The organism is Ornithinibacillus halotolerans, from assembly GCF_014637405.1.
Classification (GTDB): domain Bacteria; phylum Bacillota; class Bacilli; order Bacillales; family Amphibacillaceae; genus Ornithinibacillus; species Ornithinibacillus halotolerans.
Map to the genome: position 1 here is coordinate 59,641 of NZ_BMEY01000018.1, position 24,671 is coordinate 84,311.

A 24,671-nucleotide genomic window follows, 5' to 3' on the forward strand; every position below is an offset into this window, starting at 1 on the left:
CAAGGAAGTTTTTTTATGAATAATAGTTTACAAGTATTTGTCAAACCAATCACAAATATGATTTAGGCGGTCGACACGTAATTCTGGTTTCCCGCTACGGCTTAATTCATGGTTTGCACCAGGGAAGCGGACAAATTCCACTTCTTTCTTCAGATGTTTTAAGGTAACAAATAATTGTTCCCCTTGCTCAATTGGACAGCGATAATCTTGTTCACTGTGCAAGATCAATAACGGTGTTTCTACTTTATCTGCATACTTCAACGGAGAAATATCCCATAATGCTTTTGGATCATCTAATAAATCATAGCCATGCTGCCATTTATTAAAGAAATAGCCAATATCACTAACCCCATAAAAACTTAACCAGTTACTAATTGAACGTTGAGTAACAGCTGCTTTAAAGCGATTTGTCTGTCCAACAATCCAGTTCGTCATGAAGCCACCATAACTACCACCAGTTACTCCAAGGCGCTCTTTGTCAATAAAGTCATATGTTTCTACTGCATAGTCAACAGCAGCCATTAAATCACGGTAGTCACCACCACCATAATCCCCACGACATGCATTAACAAACTCTTGTCCATAGCCATGACCACCACGTGGGTTTGTATAAAGGACAACATATCCTTTAGCTGCGAGTAATTGCATTTCATGGAAGAAAGTTTGTCCGTACATGACATGAGGCCCTCCATGAATTTCTAATACAAATGGATATTTCTTACCTTCTTCAAATCCATATGGACGAAGTAACCAACCATGCACATCCCAGCCATCTTCTGCTTTAAAGGAGATTGCTTCAGGTGTTCCGATTTCTACTTCATCTATGAAATCACGGTTTGCATCTGTTAGTTGTTTTACGTTGTTAGCTTCATTTAGTAAAAAGAAGTTACATGGTACTGTAGGTGTACTTACACCAACAACAAATGAATTATTGTTCGGGTCATAAGTAAATCCAAATACATGACTATCCACATTGTATCTTTCTTTTATTTCACCTGAAAGATTTACTTCATATAGGTTTGTTGCTCCAAGATTGGAACCGATAAAGAATAAGCGGTCTTCCTCTTTTGACCAAACAGGCCCAGATTCTGATGTTCCAAGACGAGTATCCCCTGCAATCATATCACCAACTTGGATATCCCATCCTTCACTTAGACAAGTGTGTTCTTTTGTTTCTACATCATATAAGTAGATTTTTGTTAATGTTGCATTGAGATATTCGTGTTTATGGCCAAGATATGCAATCTTTTTACCGCTTGGAGAATATGTTGCTGTATAATATGATCCTTCACCATCTGTAATTTTTGTAATCTCTTTCGTGTCAAGATTGAGAGCATAAATATCACTTTTTAGCTCATATTCATTATCTTCATTAAGATTTCCTGCAAATAGAATTGTTTTTCCGTCTGGAGAAATATCTTGATATCCATAGTGAAAGTCACCGGATGTAAGCTGAGTAAATGTTTCTTTCTCTACATCATATAGAACAATATGTGATTTTTTATCGTCTAAAAATCCTTGAGCATCTGATTTATAACGAAGGTTCTTCACATGAAGTGGCTTTTTGCTATTTTCTTCTTTTTGTTTTTGTTTTTCTTCTTTAGTTAATTCCTTTTGATTAGTTACATCATCGCCTTCTTCAAGTTGAGCAGAAAAAATTATGTATTTCCCATCTTTTGACCATTCCGGATTTCCTGCACCATTTTTAAATGTTGTAATTTGTCTAGCTTCTCCACCATCTAATGGTAGAAGCCAAAGCTGAGAAGTCCCACTACGATTAGACTGAAAAACAACGTATTTTCCAGTAGGTGAAAAACGAGGATAACTTGTGTTATGCGGACCAAAAGTCCATTGCTTCGCTTTTTCACTATTTAATGATTGAACAAATAAATTAGATTCATATTCTTTCTTATCGTTAACTCTAGTCGATACATACGCATAAGAAGCTCCATCAGGAGAAAATTGTGGATCACTAAATACTTCTAGCTTCATAAAGTCTTCCGTCGTTATTGCACGTTTAGTCATGAATTAACCCTCCAATTATTAAGTGGAAATAAAAAACTTGTACCTATTCTAATCTATTTCGAGTTTCGAAGCAATTAGAATATACTAGATTTTAAGAAATCTTTTAATGATATAAAAAAGCTGTCTCGTAAAAGGGATTCCTAATCCGAGACAGCTTTTATTTAAGCATTAATAATTAAGTTTTCAACAATGTTTGCATCTTGTTCATAAGCTGTTTGTAGCCTTCGAGTTATCGTACCTGGTCTACCGTCGCCAATCGTTTTTCCATCTACCATTGTAATTGGAGTCACTTCAGAAGTGCTACTTGATAAGAATAACTCATCCGCATCAAAAATATCTTCAACTAAAAATGCTTCCTCTACAAACGGAATATTTAATTGTTGTGCGAAACGTTCTATAGCCATTCGAACACATCCATGTAAGATGTTTTTTGTAGCAGGATGTGTGTAAATATTACCATTCTTCACTAAATAAACATTTGCTGATGAACACTCAGTTACTCGTCCATTTCGATGTAAAATAGCCTCATAACAACCTTGTTCTTTAGCCTCTTGCTTCGCCATTACGTTCGGTAATAGATTTAAGCTTTTAATAAAACAATATTCCCAACGAATATCAGGTTGCGTAATGACACTAACTCCACCACGAAGTGTTTGTAAATTACGTGGTACTTTTTGCACATAGGCATATAAATTCGGTTCAACATTTTTTGGAAAGACATGATCTCGTGGAGCAGAACCCCGAGAAATTTGCATATATACTTTCCCATCTTCTGTCATACCATTTCTTTTTAACAGCTCTAGTAATAACTCTTTTAATTCATCTTTAGTTTGTGAGATTTGTAGTTTAATAGCTTCAGCAGAACGATAAAGTCGATCCACATGTTCATCAAATAAATAATACTTTCCATTGTAGATACGTATTACTTCATATATTCCATCCCCAAATTGAAGAGCACGCTCCTCAAGTGGAAATAATAAACTGTCACGATGTAAAAATTGAGTTTGTGAAAGAATTACTGGTAATACTGACAACGCTATTCCCCTCCTCGTATTACGATTATTTTATTACTTTGGTCTCGTAAAGTAAATATGATTGTTTATTTATTATATTCCAGTAGTATGAAATGGGTTAGAGTTGAGGGAGTTTGGATGGGGGATAGGTGTGCTTTTTTCTAAGAAGCTAAAGTTTTATAGAAACTGGCTAAAGATTAGTGGAAAGTGGCTAAAGTTATAACAAAACTGGCTAAAGATTTACCCAAACTAGCTAAAGATTATGTAAACCACGAAAAAATATCAATTTTCCCTTGCATAATTCCAAATACCTTGCTATAATAATTTTTGTCTTCTTCAAAAGCTTATATATTGAAGCAAGGTAGTAGGCATTATGAACTATAAAACATAAAGCCGAAGAACAGCGGATGTAGTAACGAGCAATACTCCCACCGAATAAGCTACGAGTTGCTCCGAGGAATAAACATCCTCGAATATGCTAGTAGACGCAGGAGCATAACGGACCAAACTTGGTGCGGTCAACTAAATTAACATTTCAAACTAAATTATCAACGCGGGTGTAGTTTAATGGTAAAACTCCAGCCTTCCAAGCTGATGTCGTGGGTTCGATTCCCATCACCCGCTCCATACATATGTCCTAACGCAGTATTTCGTAATTACTTACGAAGTGTTGCGTTTTTCCATTTCTATAGGGCATTTCACAGTAATTGCTTAACAAAATGATCTTCAAATAGTATGTTTAATATAATAATGAGCAAGAAGGGAGGAACTGCAATGGATATTCATCAATTAAAACAAGAAATCATTGAATACAGCAAAGAGATAGGGATAGATAAAATTGGCTTCACCACTGCGGATATTTTTACAGAACTAAAAGAACGCCTTATTCGTCACGAAGAATTAGGATTTCAATCCGGCTTCGAAAAAGGGACTGTTGAAGAACGAACCGAGCCAAGGCGTTTATTACCTGAGGCGCAATCGATCATTTCAATTGCAGTTGCCTACCCTTCGAGAATGAGAAAAGATGCTCCAAAAAGTACAAAGGAAGAACGAAGAGGATTCTTTTGTCGTGCTTCTTGGGGGATGGATTACCATGATGTCCTTCGTGAACGCTTAAGAAAGCTTGAAGCATTCATTCATGAGAAAGTGGAGGATGCGGTTACAAAGATTATGGTAGATACTGGTGAACTATCCGATAAAGCGGTGGCTGAGCGAGCTGGAATAGGTTTTGTTGGCAAAAATACTATTTTAATAACAGAAGAATATGGCTCATTTGTTTATCTTGGGGAAATGATGACGAACATTCCGTTTGTTCCAGATAACCAAGTAGAAGATGGGTGTGGAGATTGTCGTAAATGTATTGATGCTTGCCCTACTGGTGCAATTGTTCAAGGTGGACAATTAAATGCACAACGCTGTATTGGCTTTCTCACCCAAACGAAAGACTTTCTTGCCGATGAATTTCGTGTTAAATTAGGTAATCGAGTATATGGCTGTGACACATGTCAGCTAGTATGTCCGTATAATTTGAAAAAAGATTTTCATCTACACGATGAATTTGAACCTGAAGATGACGTTGCTAAACCAAAATTAAAACCGATGCTTACGATTTCTAATCGTGAATTTAAAGAAACATTTGGCCATATTGCTGGAGCATGGCGCGGTAAGAAACCATTACAACGAAATGCAATTATTGGCCTTGGTCATTATCGCGATCAGACTGCTGTAAGTGATTTAATTCATGTGATGAAAAATGACCCCCGTCCTGTAATTCGTGGAACGGCAGCTTGGTCACTTGGGAAAATAGGAACAGAAGAAGCTTATGAGGCAATTCGTATTGCAATGGATAAGGAAAAAGATGAAGATGTACTTTTTGAGATGGAGAAGGGTTTAGCCTTTCAAGAAGTGTATGCTTCGAAAAGTAGGTGAATGTAATCGTGATAATTTATTATGAAGATATCAAAACGAAAATTGGCCCACTTTTAGTCCTTGTAAAAGACAGTCAAGTAGTTCGTATTGATTATGGAACGTTCGCAGACAACATAGAGAAAATAGAAAAGTGGTTAAAAAAGTATCTTGGAGATGTACAATTCATTCAATCTCCTGAAAAAGTATCTCATGTCAAAGAGCAGCTAAACGAGTATTTTAATAAACAAAGGTCTACATTTAATCTGGATTTCAAACCTTTTGGAACAGATTTCCAGAAACAGGTGTGGCAGTCGCTAGTAAATGAACTTCCATATGGACGTACGAAAACTTACAAAGATATTGCCTTGGCAATTGGAAAACCAGCGGCTGTTCGTGCTGTTGGGGGAGCAATAAATAAAAATCCACTATCCATTGTAATACCTTGTCATCGAGTAATTGGGATGAATGGGTCTTTAACAGGTTATAACGGTGGTCTAGACAGAAAAGAATATTTATTAAAACATGAAGAATTTTTAGCTTAGACAAACTTCCCTTCCATATACATTTTAATGGAGGGGATTTTTATGCAAATACTCAAAAGCTACTGGGAAGAACAGATTGATGTTAATAATTTACAATCTGAGTGGTGGAAAAAAATCAGGGAATTCTATGAAAAGAGAAGTAGTAAGATAGTAAAAGTAACTGGTAAAGGTCATATTTATCAACGTATTAAATATGACAGAAAAGAAAAAATCTATTACCATTTACATTTATCTATTCTTGCTAAGCAAGGAGAACATTTTTTTATTGAAGAACGAACAATTCCTTTTGAATTTATTCTAATGGCAGGAAAAATCTATCACCATACAGAGACTATTTTGGATACTAATGAAGAAGAGCCTGGAAAGTTAGTAACGGAAAAAGTGGAAGATAGCCGTGATAACAGATTTGTCTATGATCGACGAGCAGCGGTTCAATATGCGGAAAGATGGTGGAATAGTTATAATCCAGCATATCGTACATTTGATGTAGACTGTACAAATTTTATTTCACAATGTCTACGAGCAGGTGGAGCACCGATGCGAGGAGCGCCAAATCGTAATCAAGGCTGGTGGTATACTGGGGATAATTGGAGTTACAGTTGGTCAGTTGCCCACTCGCTAAGATGGTATTTATCCGGATCGACAACTGGATTAAAAGGTAGTGAAGTCGAATCACCAATGGAACTTCAACCAGGAGATGTGATTTGTTATGATTTTGAAGGGGATGGAAAGTGGGATCATACGACTATAGTCGTTGCAAAAGATGGAAACGGCATGCCACTAGTTAATGCACATACGCAAAACAGTCGACATCGTTACTGGTCTTACGAGGATTCCACTGCTTATACACCAAATATTCAATATAAATTTTTCCGTATTGGAGATTGATGATATAATAATAAAGTTGTTCAAACGAAAGGGAAAAGCAAGGAGAAATGAAAATTGAGTTTACATGTCGTATTATATGAACCAGAAATTCCGTCAAATACTGGAAATATTGGAAGAACATGCTTAGCTACAGATACTACGCTACATCTTGTTCATCCATTAGGTTTTTCTACAGATGATAAAGCAGTAAAACGTGCAGGACTGGATTATTGGGAAAATGTAGATGTAGAAGAACATGCAAGCATTTTTGATTTATATGATAAATATCCAAATGGAACATTTTATTATATCGAGAACTTTGGTACGAAACATTATACCGATTATGATTATAGTAATTCTGATGAGGATATATTTTTTGTATTCGGAAAAGAATCGAGTGGAATACCAAAGGAATTATTAGTTGGAAAAGAAGACCAATGTCTTCGTATTCATATGAATGATAAAGTTCGCTCCTTGAACTTATCAAACACCGCAGCAATCATAATTTATGAAGCCTTGAGACAACAAGGATTTCCAAAATTAACGTAAAAATAAACGCCATTCACTTACTGGATGGCGTTCTATTTTGCAGAAATAAAAAACTAGCCCATTACGAGCTAGTTTTACATATGTTATTGATTTTTCTTCGGTACTCCTGGTTTTGCTTCATAACCGGAAGCGAATATGGATACTAGGAAAGTAACAGTAACTCCTAGGATAAGTGCTAGTTTCATTATAATCCTCCTTTGTTTTAACTCCATATGTACAAAAAGCAAATAATATCTGTCCTCATTATAACGAAAAAAATCCAGAATGTGAACTAACATTAGTTACAATTACGTGAATTGATTTATAAGAATATTCTACCTATTGTTAATTCGATACAATTCTAGGATAATGCGCATAACATTTATTGTTTCCATTATTAAAATAAGGTATATTAGTTGATGAAGATTAAAGACAGTTCTATAATTAGAATTGCAAATATAACCGTTTTCATACGGTGAAATGTTAACTTCTAATGGGGGTATAAAACGTGGCACAAAATGATGAATCTTCTAAAAGATTCTGGGGAGAGTTTCATGGTCCAAACATGGGTTATGTAGAAGAGCAGTATGAACTGTATAAAGAGGACCCTCAACTAATTGATCAATCGTTAAGAGATATATTTGATCAGTATGGTGCTCCGAATTGGTTAACACCAAGTACAGGTAGCGTACATGAAATTTCTACAACTTCCATTAATGATGTCAAGAAAATCACCTCAACAGTGAAATTAGTTGAGGCTATTCGTCGTTACGGACATCTGGAAGCTGAGATTTACCCAGTAAGTATTCATGATGAAAGAAAATCTGAATTACTCGACCCAAAAACTTATGGTTTAACAGAGGCAGATTTAAAAAATATTCCAGCAGCGTGGGTTTGGGAGAAAGCACCTGTTGGGGTGGACACAGCATATGATGTTGTTCAAACCTTAAGAAAATACTACACGGGTACTATTACATTCGAATATGACCATGTAGATAGTGATGAAGAAAGAGCTTGGTTATCTGATTATATTGAGACAGGTAAGGCTCGCTTAGATCTAACAAATGAGGAAAAGAAACAGTTATTAGACCGTCTTGCTAATGTTGAAGGTTTTGAAACATTCTTACAGAAAACATTTGTTGGTCAAAAGCGGTTCTCCATTGAAGGATTAGAATCCATGGTGCCAATGCTCGACCATATTGTTAAATATGCTACTGAAGATAATGTGAAAAATATAATGATGGGTATGGCACACCGCGGCAGACTTAGTGTGTTAGCTCATGTATTAGGAAAACCAATCGACAAAATCTTTTCTGAATTCCATTATTCACCAAACAAAGAGTTAACACCATCTGAAGGTTCAAGAGGGATTAACTATGGTTGGACAGGGGATGTTAAATACCATTTTGGTGCGGTGAAGGATGTAAAAGATGGCGATGAAACGAAAATAACAATTACACTTGCTCACAACCCATCTCATCTAGAATTTGTTAATCCAGTTGTAGAAGGATTTGCTCGTGCTGCTCAGGATGATCGTTCAGATAGAGGTTATCCAAAGCAAGATATCAATAAAGCAATCCCAGTATTAATTCATGGAGATGCTGCATTTATTGGGGAAGGTGTTGTAGCGGAAACGCTTAACTTAGCTAACTTACCTGGATATCGTACTGGTGGTTCATTGCATATCATTGCTAATAACTTACTTGGTTATACAACTGATCAAAAAGATGGCCGTTCAACTCGATATGCAAGTGATTTAGCAAAAGGATTTGAAATTCCAGTCATTCATGTGAATGCAGATGATCCAATTGCATGTGTATCTGCCATTAAACTTGCATATGACTATCGTCAGAAGTTCCATAAGGATATTTTAATAGACCTAGTAGGATATCGTCGTTATGGTCATAACGAAATGGATGAGCCAAGAGTTACTCAACCGAAATTATATAGTCTAATTGATAAACATCCAACAGTTGCAAATGTATATGCAAATGAATTATTTGAAAAAGGAATTGTTACAGAAGACGAATTCAAGCAAATGGTGACTAATGTTGAGGCAAACTTAAAAGCAATTTATGATGGCATGAAGGAAATTGATATTGTTAAGCCAGAATGCTTGCCAATGCCTGATGCATTGAATACGGATTTAGAAAAATACGAAACAGCTGTTACGATGGAAACGTTGGAAGAACTTAATGAAGGGTTATTTACTCGTCCTGAAGGCTTTACTGAAAATAGAAAACTAGCTAGAATCTTTAAGCGACGTAAAGAAGCGCTACAAGAAGGAAACTTAGTTGACTGGGGTGCTGGAGAGGCTTTAGCTTATGCTTCTATATTAAATGAAGGTACGCCAATTCGCTTAACTGGTCAAGACTCTGAGAGAGGTACATTTGCACATCGTCATGCTGTATTAAGTGATGCAGTGACTGGTGAAAAGTATAGTATCTTCCATGGAGAAGGTGCAAACGCTTCATTTGATATTCGTAACAGTCCACTTTCTGAAGCGGCGGTGTTAGGTTTTGAATATGGATATAGTATTCACTCACCTAAAACACTAGTACTTTGGGAAGCGCAGTTTGGTGATTTTGCCAACGTTGCGCAAGTAATCTTTGATCAGTTTATGTCTGCTGCTCGTGCAAAATGGGGAGATAAATCGAATATGGTTTTATTACTTCCTCATGGGTATGAAGGAGCGGGACCAGAGCACTCAAGTGCGAGATTAGAACGTTTCTTACAAATGTCTGCTGAGAACAACTGGATTGTTGCTTATGTAACATCATCTGCACAATTCTTCCATCTCATGCGCAGACAAGCAGCGCTTCAGGATAAAGAAGAAGCTCGTCCATTGGTACTAATGACACCGAAGAGTAGTTTATTACGTAATCAAATGATTGCTTCACCAGCTAAAGACTTTACAGAAGGAAAGTTTGAAGCTCTTCGCAACCAACCTAACTTAAAGGTAAGTAAGAAAAATGCGAAACGATTATTACTTGGTACTGGTAAAGTGATGATTGATGTAGAAGAAGCAATTATTAACTCAGAAGATAAATTTGATTGGTTACGAGCACTACGTGTTGAGCAAATTTATCCTTTCCCAACAAAAGAATTGGAACGAGTTGTTAAAGAACTTCCAAATCTTGAAGAAATTGTTTGGGTTCAAGAAGAACCAAAAAACATGGGTGCATGGGATTTTGTGGATGATTATTTAAGAGAGCTATTAAAACCGGGACAACAACTTCGCTATATTGGACGTCCAGATCGTTCATCACCAGCTACGGGTGACCCGAATGTCCATAGAGCGGAACAAGAACAGATTATACAACAAGCAATTAACCCGACATTAGGAGGAGAATCCAAATGAGTGAAATTAAAGTACCAGAACTTGCAGAATCTATTACAGAAGGAACAATTGCCGAATGGTTAGTTAAAGTAGGGGATAAAGTTGAGAAAGGTGATCCAGTAGTAGAACTTGAAACAGATAAAGTTAACGTAGAAGTGAATGCTGATGTTTCTGGAGTTATTACTGAGTTCGTAAAAGAAGAAGGCGATGATGTTGTCGTAGGTGATGTTATTGCTTTAGTGAGTGCAGAAGGTGGAGCGGCAGCACCTGCAACAGAAGAAGTGAAAGAAGCTCCTCAATCGAAAGAAGAAGCACCAAAAGAAGAACCTAAAGCTAAACCTGCACCAGCTGCTAAAGAAGAAACAACAAACCGTGATGTTGTTGCATCACCTGCAGCTAGAAAACGTGCTCGTGAGTTAAATATTGATTTAAGTGCTGTTCCTACTCGTGATCCACTAGGTCGAGTTCGTCCGGAAGATGTAGAAGCAGCGGCTAATGCAGCAAAAGAAAAACCAGCACCTGCTAAGAAGGAATCTCCTAAAGTAGCAGCTGCTACAACAGAATTTACGAAACCTGTTGAAGTAGTTAAAATGTCTCGTCGTCGTCAAACAATTGCTAAACGTTTAGTTGAAGCACAACAAACAGCAGCAATGTTAACGACATTTAATGAAGTAGATTTAACAAATGTGATGAAGCTTCGTAGTGAGCGTAAAGATAAATTCCTAGAAAAACATGGTGTGAAACTAGGCTTTATGTCATTCTTTACAAAAGCAGTAGTAGGAGCATTAAAAGACTTCCCGCTATTAAATGCTGAAATTCAAGGAACAGACTTAATCGTTAAGAAGTTCTACGATATTGGTATTGCAGTATCTACAGACGATGGTCTTGTTGTGCCAGTTGTTCGTGATGCTGATCGTTTAGATTTTGCTGGCGTAGAACGCGAAATTGGTAACTTAGGTAAAAAAGCTCGTAATAAAGAATTAGGTTTAGATGATTTACAAGGTGGTACTTTCACTATTACGAACGGTGGAACATTCGGATCAATGCTTTCTACACCAATTCTGAATGCACCTCAAGTTGGTATCCTTGGAATGCATAACATTATTAAACGTCCAGTTGTTATGCCAGATGATTCTATTGAAGTACGTCCGATGATGTATCTAGCATTATCTTATGACCATAGAATTGTTGACGGAAAAGAAGCGGTTCAATTCCTAGTTCGTGTGAAACAATTACTAGAAGATCCATATGATCTATTATTAGAAGGTTAATAAATGAATCCCTGCTATATTATGTAGCGGGGATTTTTTGTGTCTTCTAAGACAAAAACTCATAAACATTAGAAACAGAAATTTGCTTGTAAAGTATATGATAGCCTTCCTCATAAACATTTCACGAAGAAATTAACACGAAAAGTATATGATAGCCATCCTCATGAACATTTCGTATAGAAATTATCAAGAAAAGTAAATGAGCGGCTTCCTCATAAACATAACACGCATAAATCTCCCAAAAAGTACAAGAGCATCCGTTTCACAAACATTTCCTCCCATAAATTGAAAGAAAACAAATGAAACCCTTTCCATCATTATTCCTCATATAGACCATGCCAATGACAATCATTACCAAGTGTTTATACTTTAAATTTTTTTAGAAATTATATATTATAAAGACTTCACTGCCTTTTTTTTATCCAAAAGAAAATATCAATAATCTATTTCATTCTGGGAATTACTAAAAAGGTAGGATTAATATATAGGAGGCTCTTTATGGATATTGTATTTGGAATTATTGCCATTATTGTTGTCTTAGGACTTGCATATCTTCTTTCTAATAACCGGAAGATAATTAACTATAGAGGTATTGGAGTAATGATTCTTGCTCAACTACTTACAACATGGTTTATGTTTGCAACAACAATAGGGCAAAGCATCATTAATGGGATATCAGCTGTTTTTAATAAGCTAATTGAATTTGGAACTGCTGGTGTTGACTTTATACTAGGTGGTGTATTACACGGAGATGGTGGCGTCTTCTTTTTTGATGTATTACTATTAATTATCTTTTTCGCTACTATACTATCTGTACTTACTTATTTAAAAATATTACCGCTAATCATAAAATATATTGGTGGAATTATTTCTAAAATAACTGGTCTACCGAAAGTAGAATCATTTAATGCTGTAAACAGTATATTTTTTGGTCAATCAGAGGCATTGATTGCTATTCGTTCACAGTTTCACCATTTAACTGCAAACCGCTTATATATTGTAAGTGCTTCAGCTATGGGATCTGTTTCAGCATCAATTGTAGGGGCTTACATGCAAATGTTACCTCCTAAATATGTTCTTGTAGCGTTACCTTTAAATATGTTTAGTGCGCTAATCGTTGCGTCGATTATTGCACCTGTAAAAGTTCCTAAAGAAGAAGATAAGGTTGACATAACCAATGTATCAAATGAGAAAAGTGTGTTTGAGGCAATGGGAAATGGTGCATTAGAAGGTGGAAAGATTGCTCTAATCGTTGGTACGATGTTAGTAGCCTTTATTGCATCACTTGAATTAGTAAACTGGGTTATTCAAGCAGTATTTGCTGGTGTAACATTACAACAAATCTTAGGCTATATCTTATATCCACTTGGATTTTTAATGGGGATTCCGACAAGCGAAATTCTAACTGCAGGTGGGATTATGGGTACAAAGATTGTTACTAATGAATTTGTGGCAATGTTAGAGTTCCAAACATTACTTGGACAAGTTTCAGAGAAAACTACTGGTATTGTTACTGTATTCTTAACTTCATTTGCAAACTTCTCTTCAATTGGTATTATTGCTGGTACGGTACAAGGAATTGACCGTGAAAAAGGTGGAGAAGTATCAAGATTTGGTTTGAAACTTTTACTTGGAGCAACGTTAGCTTCTATTCTTTCTGCAACGATAGCAGGATTATTTATTTAATAATAAAACGAAAAAACTCATCTGCACTAATTCGCAGATGAGTTTTGTTGTATTTGATATCTTCGTTGTATAAGTACTAATCTAATTAATAAGAAGATAGCACCGAAGCTTAGTCCTACAATGATTCCTACCCAGTAGCCAAATGGTTCCAGTGTAGTAAAATTAGCAAGTATCCAGCCGGTTGGTAGCCCGATAACCCAGTAAGAAATAAGAGCGATTATTAACGTCATATTTACATCTTTATAACCACGAAGAGCTCCTTGTATAGGTGCACCAAATGCATCAGCTAATTGATATACAATCGCAAAGCCAATGAATTGGACCGTTAGTGCAACTACTTCTGGATCATTATTATAGAGGCTCGCTACAAAGTCACGGAAAAGAAATAAGATGACTCCATTAAATAGTGCAATGAAAATTCCACCGCTTAATCCGATATAACCATACACTTTTGCATCGTGCATTCGTTTTGCACCAACTTCAAATCCAACTGTTATCGTTAAAGCAATTCCTACACTTAAGGGAATCATATAAAGTAAAGATGTAAAGTTCATTGCTGCTTGATGAGCTGCAATTGTATTTGTGCTATAGGCACTCATTAGTAATGTAACAGCTGCAAAAATACTCGTCTCGAAGAAAATGGCAAATCCAATCGGAATCCCTATCTTTAATTGTTCTACCCAATCAGAAAACTTCGGCTTTACCCAATTAGATAAAAGTTGATATTGGTGAAATGGTTTCATTCGTAATAGAATAATGAAAGCAAAAATAGTTGTAATCACATATGTCATTGCTGTCGCAATCCCTGCTCCAATACCACCCATAGCTGGTAAACCAAGTTTACCAAAGATAAAAATATAATTAAGGACCACGTTAATTGGTAAAGCAACTAAAATAATAAACATAGAAGTTCTTGTTTGACCTAGCGCATCCATAAAACAACGTAACGTATTAAATATAAATAAGGGTATAATTCCCGTACCTAATGTAATAAGATAATATTTAGCAATATGCCTTACCTCAGATTCTAAATCCATTATGTTTAAGATGGGGTTTAGGAGTATAAATCCTAGTAAAATAATAATGATTCCTAATCCAATTGATAAATATATAGCTTGTTGTACTTTTGTTGTAATTGAATCTTTACTATTTGCACCAAGTAAGTGGGCAATAATTGGTGTTATAGCAAGTAAAATACCATTGATTCCTGTAAACACAGGTAACCAAATACTAGAGCCAATTGCTACTCCAGCTAAATCTTGGGCACCTGCACGCCCAGACATTACCGTGTCAAAAAAGTTCATTAAATTTAAGCTGACTTGAGTTATTAAAATAGGGAAAAATATAAAAATAAATAAGTTAATTTTTTCTTTTAATGTTTTTGTTTGATACATACATTTTATTTCCTTTTTCTTATATTTTTTAATAGGATAGAGAAGTAATGAAACACAGTATTTATTATCTAGTTAACTTTATATAAGCTAAATTGTGTCAATTAGTTGTGACATAAATGCTATTATACGACTATGTCATGTAATTGGAAAGAGGGGACATGTAGAAGATATGAAAAAGAAAAGAATACTATTCACTGGTGGTGGCTCAGCTGGCCATGTTATCGTGAATTTAGCATTAATACCTAAGTTTCAACGTGAAGGTTGGGAAGTTGATTATATTGGTTCTAAAGATGGAATTGAACGTGATTTAATTAAGCAATTAGATAACGTAACTTATTATCCTATATCGACCGGTAAACTCCGTCGTTATATGTCTATTGAAAATTTTAAAGACCCATTTAAAGTCATGAAAGGGACTTTACAGGCATGGAAGATTATTGGTAAGCGAAAGCCACAAGTTATTTTTTCTAAAGGGGGATTTGTCTCTGTCCCTGTTGTACTTGCCTCTAAACTACGAGGTGTGTCAGCTGTCATTCATGAATCCGATTATACACCAGGCCTTGCTAACAAGTTAGCCATCCCATTTGCAAAAAAAGTTCTAGCAACTTTCCCTGAAACAGTTCAGTATTTGCCAGAAGCAAAAGCAGAATATGTTGGAGCGGTAATACGTGACGAACTTTTCCAAGGTGAAAAAGCAAGAGGATTCGAGTTATGTGGTTTTACGAAAGAAAAACCTGTTCTATTAATTATGGGTGGGAGTGGTGGAGCCCAAAAGATTAATGAAACAGTTAGGAAGTCACTAGATATGCTATTAGAAAAGTTTCAGATTGTGCATATTTGTGGAAAAGGAAAAGTGGATGATACCGTACAAAAAGATGGCTATATCCAATTTGAATATGTGAATGAAGAATTAAAGGATATATTTTCTATTACGGATTTTGTTCTTTCTAGAGCAGGTTCCAATGCAATATTTGAATTTTTAGCTCTTCATATACCAATGTTATTAATTCCATTGTCAAGAGAAGCAAGTCGAGGGGATCAAATTATTAACGCCAAATCATTCCAAGAAAAATCGTATGCGAGAGTTCTAGAGGAAGAGCATTTAACGAACGAAACTTTAGTAAAAGAGTTAGATAAACTTATACAACAAGCTCCTATCATGTTAGATAAAATGAAAGACTATCGAAGTGAAAAGTCACGTGATCGAGTGATTGAGATTATCAAAGAGTGTATTAAATAAAGATAACATACCGTTCTTGAAGAAAAATTTTCAAGTAACGGTATTTTTTATATAGAAAAACTAATACTAGTAGGAGAAAATGAATGCCACTATTAGGAGGATAACCGTGAGCCGCAGTATAATGTTAACGTCTGGTGAGATTGCATCACTTTGGACTTCTTATATGAACGATACCATGTCAAAGCAAATTCTGGGTTATATGTTAAAGTATGTAACAGACTCTGATATAAAGCCAGTGGTACAATATGCATACGACCTTACTATCAACCATATTAAAGAACTAGAGGAGCTTTTCAACAAAGAGAATTTTGCTATTCCTAATGGCTTTGATGATCAGGATGTTAATCCACATGCTCCATGGTTGTATACAGATGTATTTTGTCTAACCTATGTCAATCATATGGCTAGGGTAGGTGGGGTTGCATATGGAGGTTTTCTTTCTATGAGTATAAGGGAGGACATAAGAGATTATTTTTCTCAAGCTAATAAGGAAACGACCGCTTTATATAATCGCACGACAGAAATAGCCTTAGCAAAAGGAGTAAGTTCGAGACATCCTTACATATCTGTTCCAAAAGAAACAGATTATATTGATAGTAAAAAATACTTAAGTGGATTAAATCCTTTTAGTGAAAAACGACCTTTAAATGCAATTGAGATTGCCTATTTGTATATGAATATTGTGACGAACTCATTAGGTGTTAAATTATGTATATCTTTTGCCCAGACTTCACAAAATAAAGAAGTACAAGAGTATATGTTGCGAGGGAAGGAAATCGCCAACAAACATATTAAATTATTTGCGGATACATTAATGAAAGATGATATCGAAGCTACCAAATTACCTGACATTTCGGTAAGTGATTCCACAACATGGACTTTTTCAGATAAAATGATGATGTTTCACATAGCTCTGCTGATGCAAGCAGGAATTGGCAATTATGCGACTGCAGCGGCTGCTAGTCAGCGAAGTGATTTAATGATTAACTATGAACGGTTTTCGTTAGAAGTAGCGGCATATGCAAAGAGTGGTGCAGACATAATGATTAAACATAATTGGTTAGAACAACCACCAGGTGTTAAAGATCGAAACAAATTAGCTCGTGAAAAGAAATAAAGCTGAATCCATAAAAGGGTTCAGCTTTATTTTTTATTATTTCTTATAGTTAAATGGCCACCAGTTTGCATTCCCAAATAATTTTACCATCACAGGTATAAATAATGGTAGCATAACGATAGCATATAAAAATAGTCCAATGAGAACAACTGTTGCAATTTGTAAAATAGATAAAACTCCAGAAGGTAACATAGCACCAAATGTTCCACCAAGTATAACTGCTGCTGAAATGATGACAGTTCCCATTTTCTTCATAGCTGTTATCATTGCTTCTTTTAAGTTTGCCTCTCGATATTCATTAAAGCGATCCATCAAGAAAATACTATAATCAATACCAAGTGCAGTTAACATAACAAAAGCAAAGAACGGCACTGCCCAAGTTAACCCATCAAATCCTAGTACATTAACAAAGATAATTTCTGCAAATGCCATTGAGGTAAAGTACGTAATAACAAGTGACCCGATTAAATAGATCGGCATAATGATTGAGCGAAGTAAAATGATTAAGATAATGAAAATACCTGCAATCATGTATACTACTGTTTTAGAATAATCCTCATCTGATACATTTTGTAAGTCATTATTTGTACTTGTTATTCCACCTAATAGAGATTCACTGTTCTCAAAAATGGTCTGTTGTTTTACTTCGTCTACTTTATTTTGAATGACATCAATTAGTTGAAGAGCTTCCGTAGAATACGGATTTATTGCTAATACTACTTCAAATTTAGCAATAGATTTATCATCAGAAAGGTAAATTCCAGCACCTTCCATAAATGTTTTATTTTCCAGTGCTTCTTCTGGGATCATGACGATTGGGTTATTTTCGTCAGTTTCAATTTCTGCTAAGTAACCTTTCACCTCGTTTAATCCATCACCAACTTGTTGTAAACCACTAGCTCCTTCACCTAAACCAGTTGAAAGCTCACTAAGCTGATTTTGCATATCTTGAAAGGCTGTCTTTAATTGTTCTTGACCACCATAAAGTTGAGATAGCCCTTCCTCAAGATTTGGAAGATTGGTTACGACTTGGCTTTGACCACTAGCTGCTTGATGTAAGCCAGATTCTAGTTGTTCTACACCTGTAATTAGTTCATCAATTCCTGCAATAATTTGTTCTTGTGCGGATATTGACATGGCTAGATTATATTGTTCATTTTGATCATTAAGTTGATGTAATGGAGCAATAACTTGCGTTTCCATCAGCTGTTTTATATTCCCAAGTGGCTCCACTTGCTTGGATAGTTCTTCTAATGTCAAATATGCCGTCATAAAATCAGTATCTTGTTGTAATTCTGGGTGATTTTGCAGTACTGATCCTAAACTGGAATATACTTGATTAATCGTTCCAGGTAATTGAGCTAAACTACTAAATTGCTGTTCATTTAGATTAGAGAGCCCTGCTGCTAATTGCTGATATCCGTTTAGTAATTCTTTATTACCAGCAATGGTTTGGCTTAAGTTATCTTTTATAGCTACTAGACCAGACTTAACTTCCCCTGTTCCTAGCGCTCCGGCTTCAATACCATTAGCAATTTGATGTAAGGCGGATTGTACATCTTGAATACCGGATCTTGCAGCCTCTGTTCCAGCAAGTAACTCATCAACTCCTGATTGAGCCTCTTCTAATTGTGGCTTTGAATTTTCTAATTCACTTGCAGCTTCTGTAAGTCCTGCTTCAATTTGTGAAATACCATCAGTACTTTGGCCAATGCCATCTGCTAATTGACCTGTAAATTGTTCAACTTTAAAGTCCTCAATAATCTCACCAGTTGGTCTTGTAGCACTTCTGACATGGTCAACACCTTCTATTTTCGATAGTGCTTCAGAAATTCTCTCCATTTGTTGAAATTCTTCAGCAGTATCAATAGGTTCATTTGCTTCAAGGACAACAGTGGTTGGCATGATTTGTCCCGGACCAAAACTATCTGCAATATAATTAAATCCTTTTACAGATGCATATGAATCTCCTATTTCTTCTAACGAGTTATAAGATTTGTCTCCATCATAGGTTAATAGAGCAGGGACAGTAATAACTGCTACAATTAGCAAGGCTATAATCGGTCTACCCCAAGCTAAATTACCAGCTGACCCCCATAATTTACTATCTTTATGAGAAACAGTTTTATCAAACGGCCAAAATAATTTCTTACCTAATACAACTAGGAAGAATGGTACAAGTGTGGCAAGTGCAATTAGTACAACAAATACACCAACAGCTACAGCAACCGCTGATTGATACAAGGAGAATGAAGATAGTCCAATTGTGGAGAACCCAATTAACACTGCAATACCTGCAAACAGAATAGTTTTCCCGCTAAATTTATACGTATTAATAACTGCTTGTTTAATAGAAATGTCACTAGCAAGTTCTTCTTTAAATCTACTAATTAGTAAAATACAGTAATCTGTTCCAATACCGAACATAACAGCAACCATAAATATTTGCGTGAATGTTGATAAAGGAAAATTAATTGTATCTGCCAGGATGGAAACAATTCCTTGCGCAGCTAAATAGGAAATACCGACTGTTAATAATGGAATGAAGGGTGCCACTAATGACTTGAAAACTGCGAATAGAATAATTAGAATTAGTCCAACTGTAATAATTTCGGTTTTCTTTAACCCTTCTTCAGAGTTAGTAATAATATCTTGGCTAATAAATGCTTCACCAGTTAAATAATGTTCGATGTTAATATCATCGATTAACTCATAAATGGAATCACGTGCTTCCATAATATCTTTATTGTCTAATGACAATTGAAACGGTACAATAATTGTTTTCCCGTCAGAGGCTACTGTTTGTTCCTCAATCGCTTTATCATCTAAGAAGCTAAGAATATTAGTAACACCAAGCTCTTGCTCGTTTTCTTCTAATCTAGTAATAACATTTGCAACCTCATCTTTTTCTTGTTGGGTAAACCCATCTTCTTCATAAAAAACAAGAACAGAACTAGTTTTACTACCTGCATCATCAGTAGACATAGTGTCTAGTACACGTCCAGCTTGAACAGAAGGTGAATCTTCAGGAGCAGTAATTTGTCCTTTTTCACGGACAAGTTCCTGTAAGTTAGGTGCAAAAATAAATAATGATACTGCAACAACGATCCAGAGAATGGCAATAACCCATCTGAACCGAATAATTTGTTTCATAAAAATTCCCCCTAATCTTCATTCATTACTTTTGCTAACTTCTCTAGAGAATGAATAAATGTATAGATTTCATCTTCGTTAAAATTTTGAAGATACTTTCCAATGACCTCAAATAATGCTTTTTCGGTTTGAACAATAAATTCTGTTCCCTTAGGTGTAACAGAAAGATATACGACACGACGGTCTGTATCGTCTCGATTTCTTTCAATTAATTCTTTTTCATATAATCGATTGATTTGTGCTGTAACAGCACTTTTTCCGACGCCAAATTCACCTGCAATATCTGTACTCGTGCAAGTATTATTTTTAAATATATAATGTAGCGTTGAGAATTGATCCGTTGTTATATCAGCATGTATTTGTTCTTTTAATATAATGTTAATCCGGCGATAAACTTGATTTATTGCGGTTTGATACCTTTCTACAAGTACCTTCAATTCCATAATATAAACACCTCCACAGCTTACAGTAAAAATAGTTCACTTAATGAATAGTTCACCTATTGAACTATATTATAATAACAAGATAATATGTTTGTTGCAAATAAATTCTCCAAATAAAATGCCACTGGTGTAGTTATTGCCCCAGTGGCATGAGTGTCAACGATGTACAGAGCCATGACGAATGATTTCTGCCTTCACATCAATAGTTGTATCAATTTTTGGAAAGAGTTCATCCCATTCCTTTGCAGTTAATTTGCCACCTTTATTTTTTATCCGATATTTTATCCCGTAACCAAATGTATCAATGTTTAACTCTTTTAATTTAGACAGTAACGTTTCATAACGATCTTTTATATGTTTCTCAATAGCACGTTCAATGTCATTGATTACTTTTTCTTCTTCCAACTTATAAGTTGGAAAGATCTCAATCAAGTTCAACTTAAGATCGATTTTCGTATCATATTTCAACTCTTCCTTATTCGTCAAAATATTATTTCCTCTTGCTTGTTCAATTATGAAAGTCATTTTTAATCTATCTCTTTTTGTATCCTTTTGTAACTCAGCAGATAATTCTTCTTTAGGGATGGTTATTTCTATGATTTCATTCCGAACGGTACCTTCCATAATACTAATTAATATCGCATCTTTTAATGGAAGTTCACTTACCATTTTATCTCCTTTAAAAAGGGCAACTCCACTTAAAGCCGGGTTTCCATCTTTTACTTCCATGATTGGAAGGACTGGTTCAATACCAGAATTATTAATTGTATATAGAAAACGAGGAAAAGTAACAACCGGAAAAAGCCGTTTTTCGGGACCTGGTTGAATAATCTCGTGTAAAAATTGTCCTAAGTTAATATCAATCTTTTCTGTATCTATCGTAAATATTTCTTTTGCGGTTGTATCACTAACAGCAAGGAACACCGTACTTGGTATATTAGCGTCTCTTCGTAGTGTATCAATAAATGGTTCTAGTCCTTCTTCGGCTACTTGACGACCATAAATTTCAAGTTCTAATTTTCCATTTGCTAAGTATTGATTTGCTTTAGTATTAGCATTTTTTATTGCACCTTGGATTGTTTCACCAACGCCATCAATTGTTTTCGTAGTACTTGGGGAATCTTTATTAAATTGTAATACAGCCATATTTACTTCAATTTTTTCTTCTTCATTTTTATCGACCCCTCGAGAAATTACAACACCTAAATCTTCTAATTGTAGTGGCTGAATACAACTAGATAGTACAATTAAAATGATTAAACTAATGGACAATCTTAATAATTTCATTGCTTGTCACTTCCTTTTGGCTTCTTTTGTCTCTTTTTTATTAAGACGATTGGAAGTAGTAAAAATGGATAGACATAGGTAATCCAGAAGCCAAATCTTGCAACTAAATCTGTGACTTTTGTGATTTGGTAATCATAATGAAAGAAATTAACAAGAATTAATATAAGGACTGTTAAAATCCATATAGAAATCTTTTGTGGTACCTTAAATAAACGCTTTGCGCCGAATGTCATACCCCACATAAGAAGGGTCAAATTTGGTAAGATAATCATTAACCACATGACAACGACAATATAGTCTAACCGTTCTAAAAAGGTAAATGAAGCATTTTTTACTAGAATTAATACTGCCCAATCAATCGTTTTAAGTCCTTCTGCACTAAAATAACTGATGGATAAAACAGTAACGACTAAAAGGATAATTGTCGTAAAAGCAAGTCCTAAGAAGATAGGTAACCGAACCTTGTTTTTATTTTGAATAAATGGATAGATTAGCCATAAAATCTCAAAACCTGCCAAAGTGTATGAAGTAGCTCTTGTTCCTTTTAAAATATCTGGAAGTGATGAGTCAAATAGTGGTAATAGATTATACCAATTTGCCCGTAGAAAGGGATCATAAAGGACAGTTAAAATCCACATAGTGATTAGGAAAAGTATAAAGGTGACCCCGACTATTACTCTGATTCCACCATATACAGTATACAGAACTAGGATCATAATAAGTGATGTAATTAATAGGTTCGGCATGGCATGATATAAGAATAATTGAATCACTTGTATATAAGTTAACAATATCGACATCATGCTCAAGCCTAAATGAACAAGAAAAACGATTCCTAGCAACTTTCCAAAAAAGTTGCCAAATAAATCGACTTGAATTCCTAATAAATCTGCATTGTCATACTTTTTCAGAATAATCAACATACACGAGACAAGAACACATATATATAGAAATGCAATTAATATGGATAACCAGGCACTACGTTCTGCCTCCATATAGATAAACCGTGGTGCACCAATAATTCCTACTCCTATTTGGACGGAAATAATGATAAAAAATAAATAAATTGCACGTATGCGATTACCTGGCTTAATTGATACATTGAGTTCCATAATTCACCTACTCATCAATATCTCGAATCTTTTTGGCATCTTCCTTGTTATAACGTTTGAGAATTTTCGGGCGATAAGATTTTGCTAATTTAGACGTGTAATTAAATGGTGTCCGAACAAAAACTTTATTAAAGTCTTTAATATGTAATGGATATAACGGAACCAAATATGGTCTCCCAAGTGAAGTTAATCGTGTCGCATGAATAATGAGAAAAGTTATTCCAAAGACAATACCTAATAAGCCAAAGATACTAGCCAATAATATTAATGGAAAACGAATCAGTCTAATTGATGTTCCAAATAAGTAACTTGGAGTAACAAAACTTGCTAAGGCACTCATTGCAACTAAAATTATTAGGATATTACTAGTTAATCCTGCTTCAACAGCTGCTTGACCTATAACAATACCACCAACAATACCCATTGTTTGTCCAACTTTTGTTGGTAATCTAGCACCAGCTTCACGTAATAGTTCGAGCATAAATTCCAACAGTAACACCTCAAATACGGGAGGAAAAGGTACAGCTGCTCTAGACTGACCGATTGATATAAGTAGTTGTATTGGAATAATGGCATATTGATACGTAACGGCAGCTACATAAGTTGGTGTAATAATGATGGAAAAGAACATAGCAAAAAAACGAAGCAATCGAAAGAACGTTCCACCTTGCCACCTCATATATAAATCTTCGGTTGATTCTAAAAAACTAAATAGGGTTGCTGGTGCTGTGAATCCAGAAGGGCTATTTTCAACAAGAACCCCCAGTTTCCCACTTACGATATTATAAACAAATCTGTCTGGTCTTTCTGTAGCATCAAATTGTGGAAAGATGTTGAGCTGTGAGTCCTCTAAGTATTGTTTCAAGACAATTGCATCTTCTACTTGATCCACGTCTAATTCTTTTAGGCGCTGCCGCATGGTTTGAACATCATCATCATTTGCAAGAGATTTTAGATAGATAAGCCGAACATCTTTAGGTGATACTTTTCCAACTTTAAATTCTTCCATTACTAGATCAGTTGATTTTATAAGCCAGCGGACAATATTCAAATTTTTTGAAAGTGATTCTGTGAAGGAAATCTTTGGACCTAAAACAAGTGATTCAGTTTCCGCTTTCTCCACTGATCTACTTTCTTTCATTGGCATTAGGTAACCAAGAATAGACTTTTCACTTTCTATATAGATAAATACTTTACCAATAATTAATTCGCTTAGAACTGTATCCAGATCATCGACTAATCCCCCAGAATTTAATGGGAGTTCATTTAATAGACTTTCATAAGAAAAGGGTTTATTATTCTTTTCAAAGTTAATCAGTGGATCCATTAAAGCGTGTTGAAACATAGGCATGTCTATTTGATAGTCAATAAAAAAGACGGCTACTTTTTTATTGGCTACTTTATATTTTGAAAATTTTAGATCAGGGTTTTTTTCGAATTTATCCGCAAGAATCTGTTCAAGTGTATCAATTTTAATAGGAAAAATGGATGTTCCCTTGGTATCTTGTTTTTTATTAGACTTTTTACCCCACATAAGAACCTCCAAAAGTTTAACTAGTATATACTAGTGTGTGGGAATTGGATAAAAATATGTATGAAAGGAGAAAAGTGGAAAAAGAAAAAAGAGGCTGGGACAAAACTAGCCAGAAAGTAATAAAAAACTGGTTCCAAGCGATTGAAAATTGCTTGGAACCAGTTTTTTTGAAATCATTTCCATTTCCTAAACTAGATTTGCCGTTTTTGGC

The 24,671-nt window shown here is 35.1% G+C and carries 17 protein-coding genes and 1 tRNA gene; 10 read left to right on the forward strand and 8 right to left on the reverse strand.

From position 1 onward, the window contains the following. Positions 1 to 27: 27 nt before the first annotated feature. Positions 28 to 2,025, reverse strand: coding sequence for a S9 family peptidase (locus tag IEV35_RS15455; protein WP_188385571.1), 1,998 nt, complete (start codon positions 2,023 to 2,025; stop codon positions 28 to 30). Positions 2,026 to 2,186: 161 nt separating this feature from the next. Beyond that, positions 2,187 to 3,059: a D-amino-acid transaminase gene (gene dat / locus IEV35_RS15460; protein ID WP_188385572.1), complete on the reverse strand. Its 873-nt coding sequence runs from the start codon at positions 3,057 to 3,059 to the stop codon at positions 2,187 to 2,189. A gap of 532 nt (positions 3,060 to 3,591) precedes the next feature. Between dat and IEV35_RS15465 the strand changes: the two genes are divergently transcribed. The 8 genes from IEV35_RS15465 to IEV35_RS15500 all read left to right on the forward strand — a co-directional run bounded on the left by IEV35_RS15465 (position 3,592) and on the right by IEV35_RS15500 (position 13,180). Then, a tRNA-Gly gene (locus IEV35_RS15465) sits at positions 3,592 to 3,665 on the forward strand. A 147-nt stretch (positions 3,666 to 3,812) separates the two neighbouring features. Continuing rightward, on the forward strand, positions 3,813 to 4,967 hold the full coding sequence (gene queG, locus IEV35_RS15470) for a tRNA epoxyqueuosine(34) reductase QueG (RefSeq protein ID WP_188385573.1): 1,155 nt from the start codon (positions 3,813 to 3,815) through the stop codon (positions 4,965 to 4,967). An 8-nt stretch (positions 4,968 to 4,975) separates the two neighbouring features. Continuing rightward, positions 4,976 to 5,488 carry a methylated-DNA--[protein]-cysteine S-methyltransferase gene (locus IEV35_RS20400; protein WP_188385574.1) on the forward strand — a complete coding sequence of 171 codons (513 nt, stop codon included), beginning with the start codon at positions 4,976 to 4,978 and terminating at the stop codon, positions 5,486 to 5,488. Positions 5,489 to 5,530: 42 nt separating this feature from the next. Further along, complete coding sequence (locus IEV35_RS15480; RefSeq protein ID WP_188385575.1) at positions 5,531 to 6,376, forward strand: amidase domain-containing protein; 846 nt, start codon at positions 5,531 to 5,533, stop codon at positions 6,374 to 6,376. Positions 6,377 to 6,430: 54 nt separating this feature from the next. Next, on the forward strand, positions 6,431 to 6,904 hold the full coding sequence (trmL, locus tag IEV35_RS15485; protein ID WP_188385576.1) for a tRNA (uridine(34)/cytosine(34)/5-carboxymethylaminomethyluridine(34)-2'-O)-methyltransferase TrmL: 474 nt from the start codon (positions 6,431 to 6,433) through the stop codon (positions 6,902 to 6,904). Between the two features lie 487 nt (positions 6,905 to 7,391). Continuing rightward, positions 7,392 to 10,244: a 2-oxoglutarate dehydrogenase E1 component gene (locus tag IEV35_RS15490; RefSeq protein WP_188385577.1), complete on the forward strand. Its 2,853-nt coding sequence runs from the start codon at positions 7,392 to 7,394 to the stop codon at positions 10,242 to 10,244. Beyond that, positions 10,241 to 11,494 (forward strand): 2-oxoglutarate dehydrogenase complex dihydrolipoyllysine-residue succinyltransferase, encoded by a 1,254-nt coding sequence (gene odhB, locus IEV35_RS15495; RefSeq protein WP_188385578.1) that lies wholly within the window; start codon positions 10,241 to 10,243, stop codon positions 11,492 to 11,494. The genes IEV35_RS15490 and odhB overlap by 4 nt, the downstream gene beginning before the upstream one ends. A gap of 498 nt (positions 11,495 to 11,992) precedes the next feature. Beyond that, positions 11,993 to 13,180 carry a NupC/NupG family nucleoside CNT transporter gene (locus tag IEV35_RS15500; RefSeq protein WP_188385579.1) on the forward strand — a complete coding sequence of 396 codons (1,188 nt, stop codon included), beginning with the start codon at positions 11,993 to 11,995 and terminating at the stop codon, positions 13,178 to 13,180. Between the two features lie 26 nt (positions 13,181 to 13,206). On the opposite strand, the gene IEV35_RS15505 is transcribed toward IEV35_RS15500, so the two are convergent. Further along, a complete protein-coding gene (locus IEV35_RS15505; RefSeq protein ID WP_188385580.1) occupies positions 13,207 to 14,574 on the reverse strand; it encodes an MATE family efflux transporter in 1,368 nt (455 codons plus the stop codon). A 169-nt stretch (positions 14,575 to 14,743) separates the two neighbouring features. On the opposite strand from IEV35_RS15505, the gene murG reads away from it, so the two are divergent. Together murG and IEV35_RS15515 are read left to right on the forward strand one after the other, a co-directional pair. Next, positions 14,744 to 15,814 (forward strand): undecaprenyldiphospho-muramoylpentapeptide beta-N-acetylglucosaminyltransferase, encoded by a 1,071-nt coding sequence (gene murG / locus IEV35_RS15510; RefSeq protein ID WP_188385581.1) that lies wholly within the window; start codon positions 14,744 to 14,746, stop codon positions 15,812 to 15,814. A 121-nt stretch (positions 15,815 to 15,935) separates the two neighbouring features. Continuing rightward, the gene (locus IEV35_RS15515) at positions 15,936 to 16,931 is read left to right on the forward strand and encodes a DUF3231 family protein (RefSeq protein WP_229740771.1); all 996 of its coding nucleotides are present in this window, start codon (positions 15,936 to 15,938) and stop codon (positions 16,929 to 16,931) included. A 36-nt stretch (positions 16,932 to 16,967) separates the two neighbouring features. Here IEV35_RS15515 and IEV35_RS15520 read toward each other — a convergent pair whose 3' ends face one another. The 5 genes from IEV35_RS15520 to IEV35_RS15540 all read right to left on the reverse strand — a co-directional run bounded on the left by IEV35_RS15520 (position 16,968) and on the right by IEV35_RS15540 (position 24,460). Next, positions 16,968 to 20,084 carry an MMPL family transporter gene (locus tag IEV35_RS15520; protein WP_188385583.1) on the reverse strand — a complete coding sequence of 1,039 codons (3,117 nt, stop codon included), beginning with the start codon at positions 20,082 to 20,084 and terminating at the stop codon, positions 16,968 to 16,970. Between the two features lie 11 nt (positions 20,085 to 20,095). Then, the gene (locus IEV35_RS15525) at positions 20,096 to 20,527 is read right to left on the reverse strand and encodes a MarR family winged helix-turn-helix transcriptional regulator (RefSeq protein WP_188385584.1); all 432 of its coding nucleotides are present in this window, start codon (positions 20,525 to 20,527) and stop codon (positions 20,096 to 20,098) included. A gap of 156 nt (positions 20,528 to 20,683) precedes the next feature. Next, positions 20,684 to 21,814, reverse strand: a complete 1,131-nt coding sequence (locus IEV35_RS15530) for a Ger(x)C family spore germination protein (protein WP_188385585.1) — start codon at positions 21,812 to 21,814, stop codon at positions 20,684 to 20,686. Next, positions 21,811 to 22,926, reverse strand: a complete 1,116-nt coding sequence (locus IEV35_RS15535; RefSeq protein ID WP_188385586.1) for a GerAB/ArcD/ProY family transporter — start codon at positions 22,924 to 22,926, stop codon at positions 21,811 to 21,813. Before IEV35_RS15535 ends, IEV35_RS15530 begins: the two co-directional genes overlap by 4 nt. Before the next feature lie 7 nt (positions 22,927 to 22,933). Continuing rightward, positions 22,934 to 24,460, reverse strand: a complete 1,527-nt coding sequence (locus IEV35_RS15540) for a spore germination protein (protein WP_188385587.1) — start codon at positions 24,458 to 24,460, stop codon at positions 22,934 to 22,936. Between the last annotated feature and the right edge of the window lie 211 nt (positions 24,461 to 24,671).

Coding starts and splice junctions, on each gene's coding strand:
- IEV35_RS15455 (WP_188385571.1), bottom strand. CDS start 2,025: ATGACTAAACGTGCAATAACGACGGAAGACTTTATGAAGCTAGAAGTA.
- queG (WP_188385573.1), top strand. CDS start 3,813: ATGGATATTCATCAATTAAAACAAGAAATCATTGAATACAGCAAAGAG.
- IEV35_RS15480 (WP_188385575.1), top strand. CDS start 5,531: ATGCAAATACTCAAAAGCTACTGGGAAGAACAGATTGATGTTAATAAT.
- odhB (WP_188385578.1), top strand. CDS start 10,241: ATGAGTGAAATTAAAGTACCAGAACTTGCAGAATCTATTACAGAAGGA.
- IEV35_RS15500 (WP_188385579.1), top strand. CDS start 11,993: ATGGATATTGTATTTGGAATTATTGCCATTATTGTTGTCTTAGGACTT.
- IEV35_RS15505 (WP_188385580.1), bottom strand. CDS start 14,574: ATGTATCAAACAAAAACATTAAAAGAAAAAATTAACTTATTTATTTTT.
- murG (WP_188385581.1), top strand. CDS start 14,744: ATGAAAAAGAAAAGAATACTATTCACTGGTGGTGGCTCAGCTGGCCAT.
- IEV35_RS15515 (WP_229740771.1), top strand. CDS start 15,936: ATGTTAACGTCTGGTGAGATTGCATCACTTTGGACTTCTTATATGAAC.
- IEV35_RS15520 (WP_188385583.1), bottom strand. CDS start 20,084: ATGAAACAAATTATTCGGTTCAGATGGGTTATTGCCATTCTCTGGATC.
- IEV35_RS15525 (WP_188385584.1), bottom strand. CDS start 20,527: ATGGAATTGAAGGTACTTGTAGAAAGGTATCAAACCGCAATAAATCAA.
- IEV35_RS15530 (WP_188385585.1), bottom strand. CDS start 21,814: ATGAAATTATTAAGATTGTCCATTAGTTTAATCATTTTAATTGTACTA.
- IEV35_RS15535 (WP_188385586.1), bottom strand. CDS start 22,926: ATGGAACTCAATGTATCAATTAAGCCAGGTAATCGCATACGTGCAATT.
- IEV35_RS15540 (WP_188385587.1), bottom strand. CDS start 24,460: ATGTGGGGTAAAAAGTCTAATAAAAAACAAGATACCAAGGGAACATCC.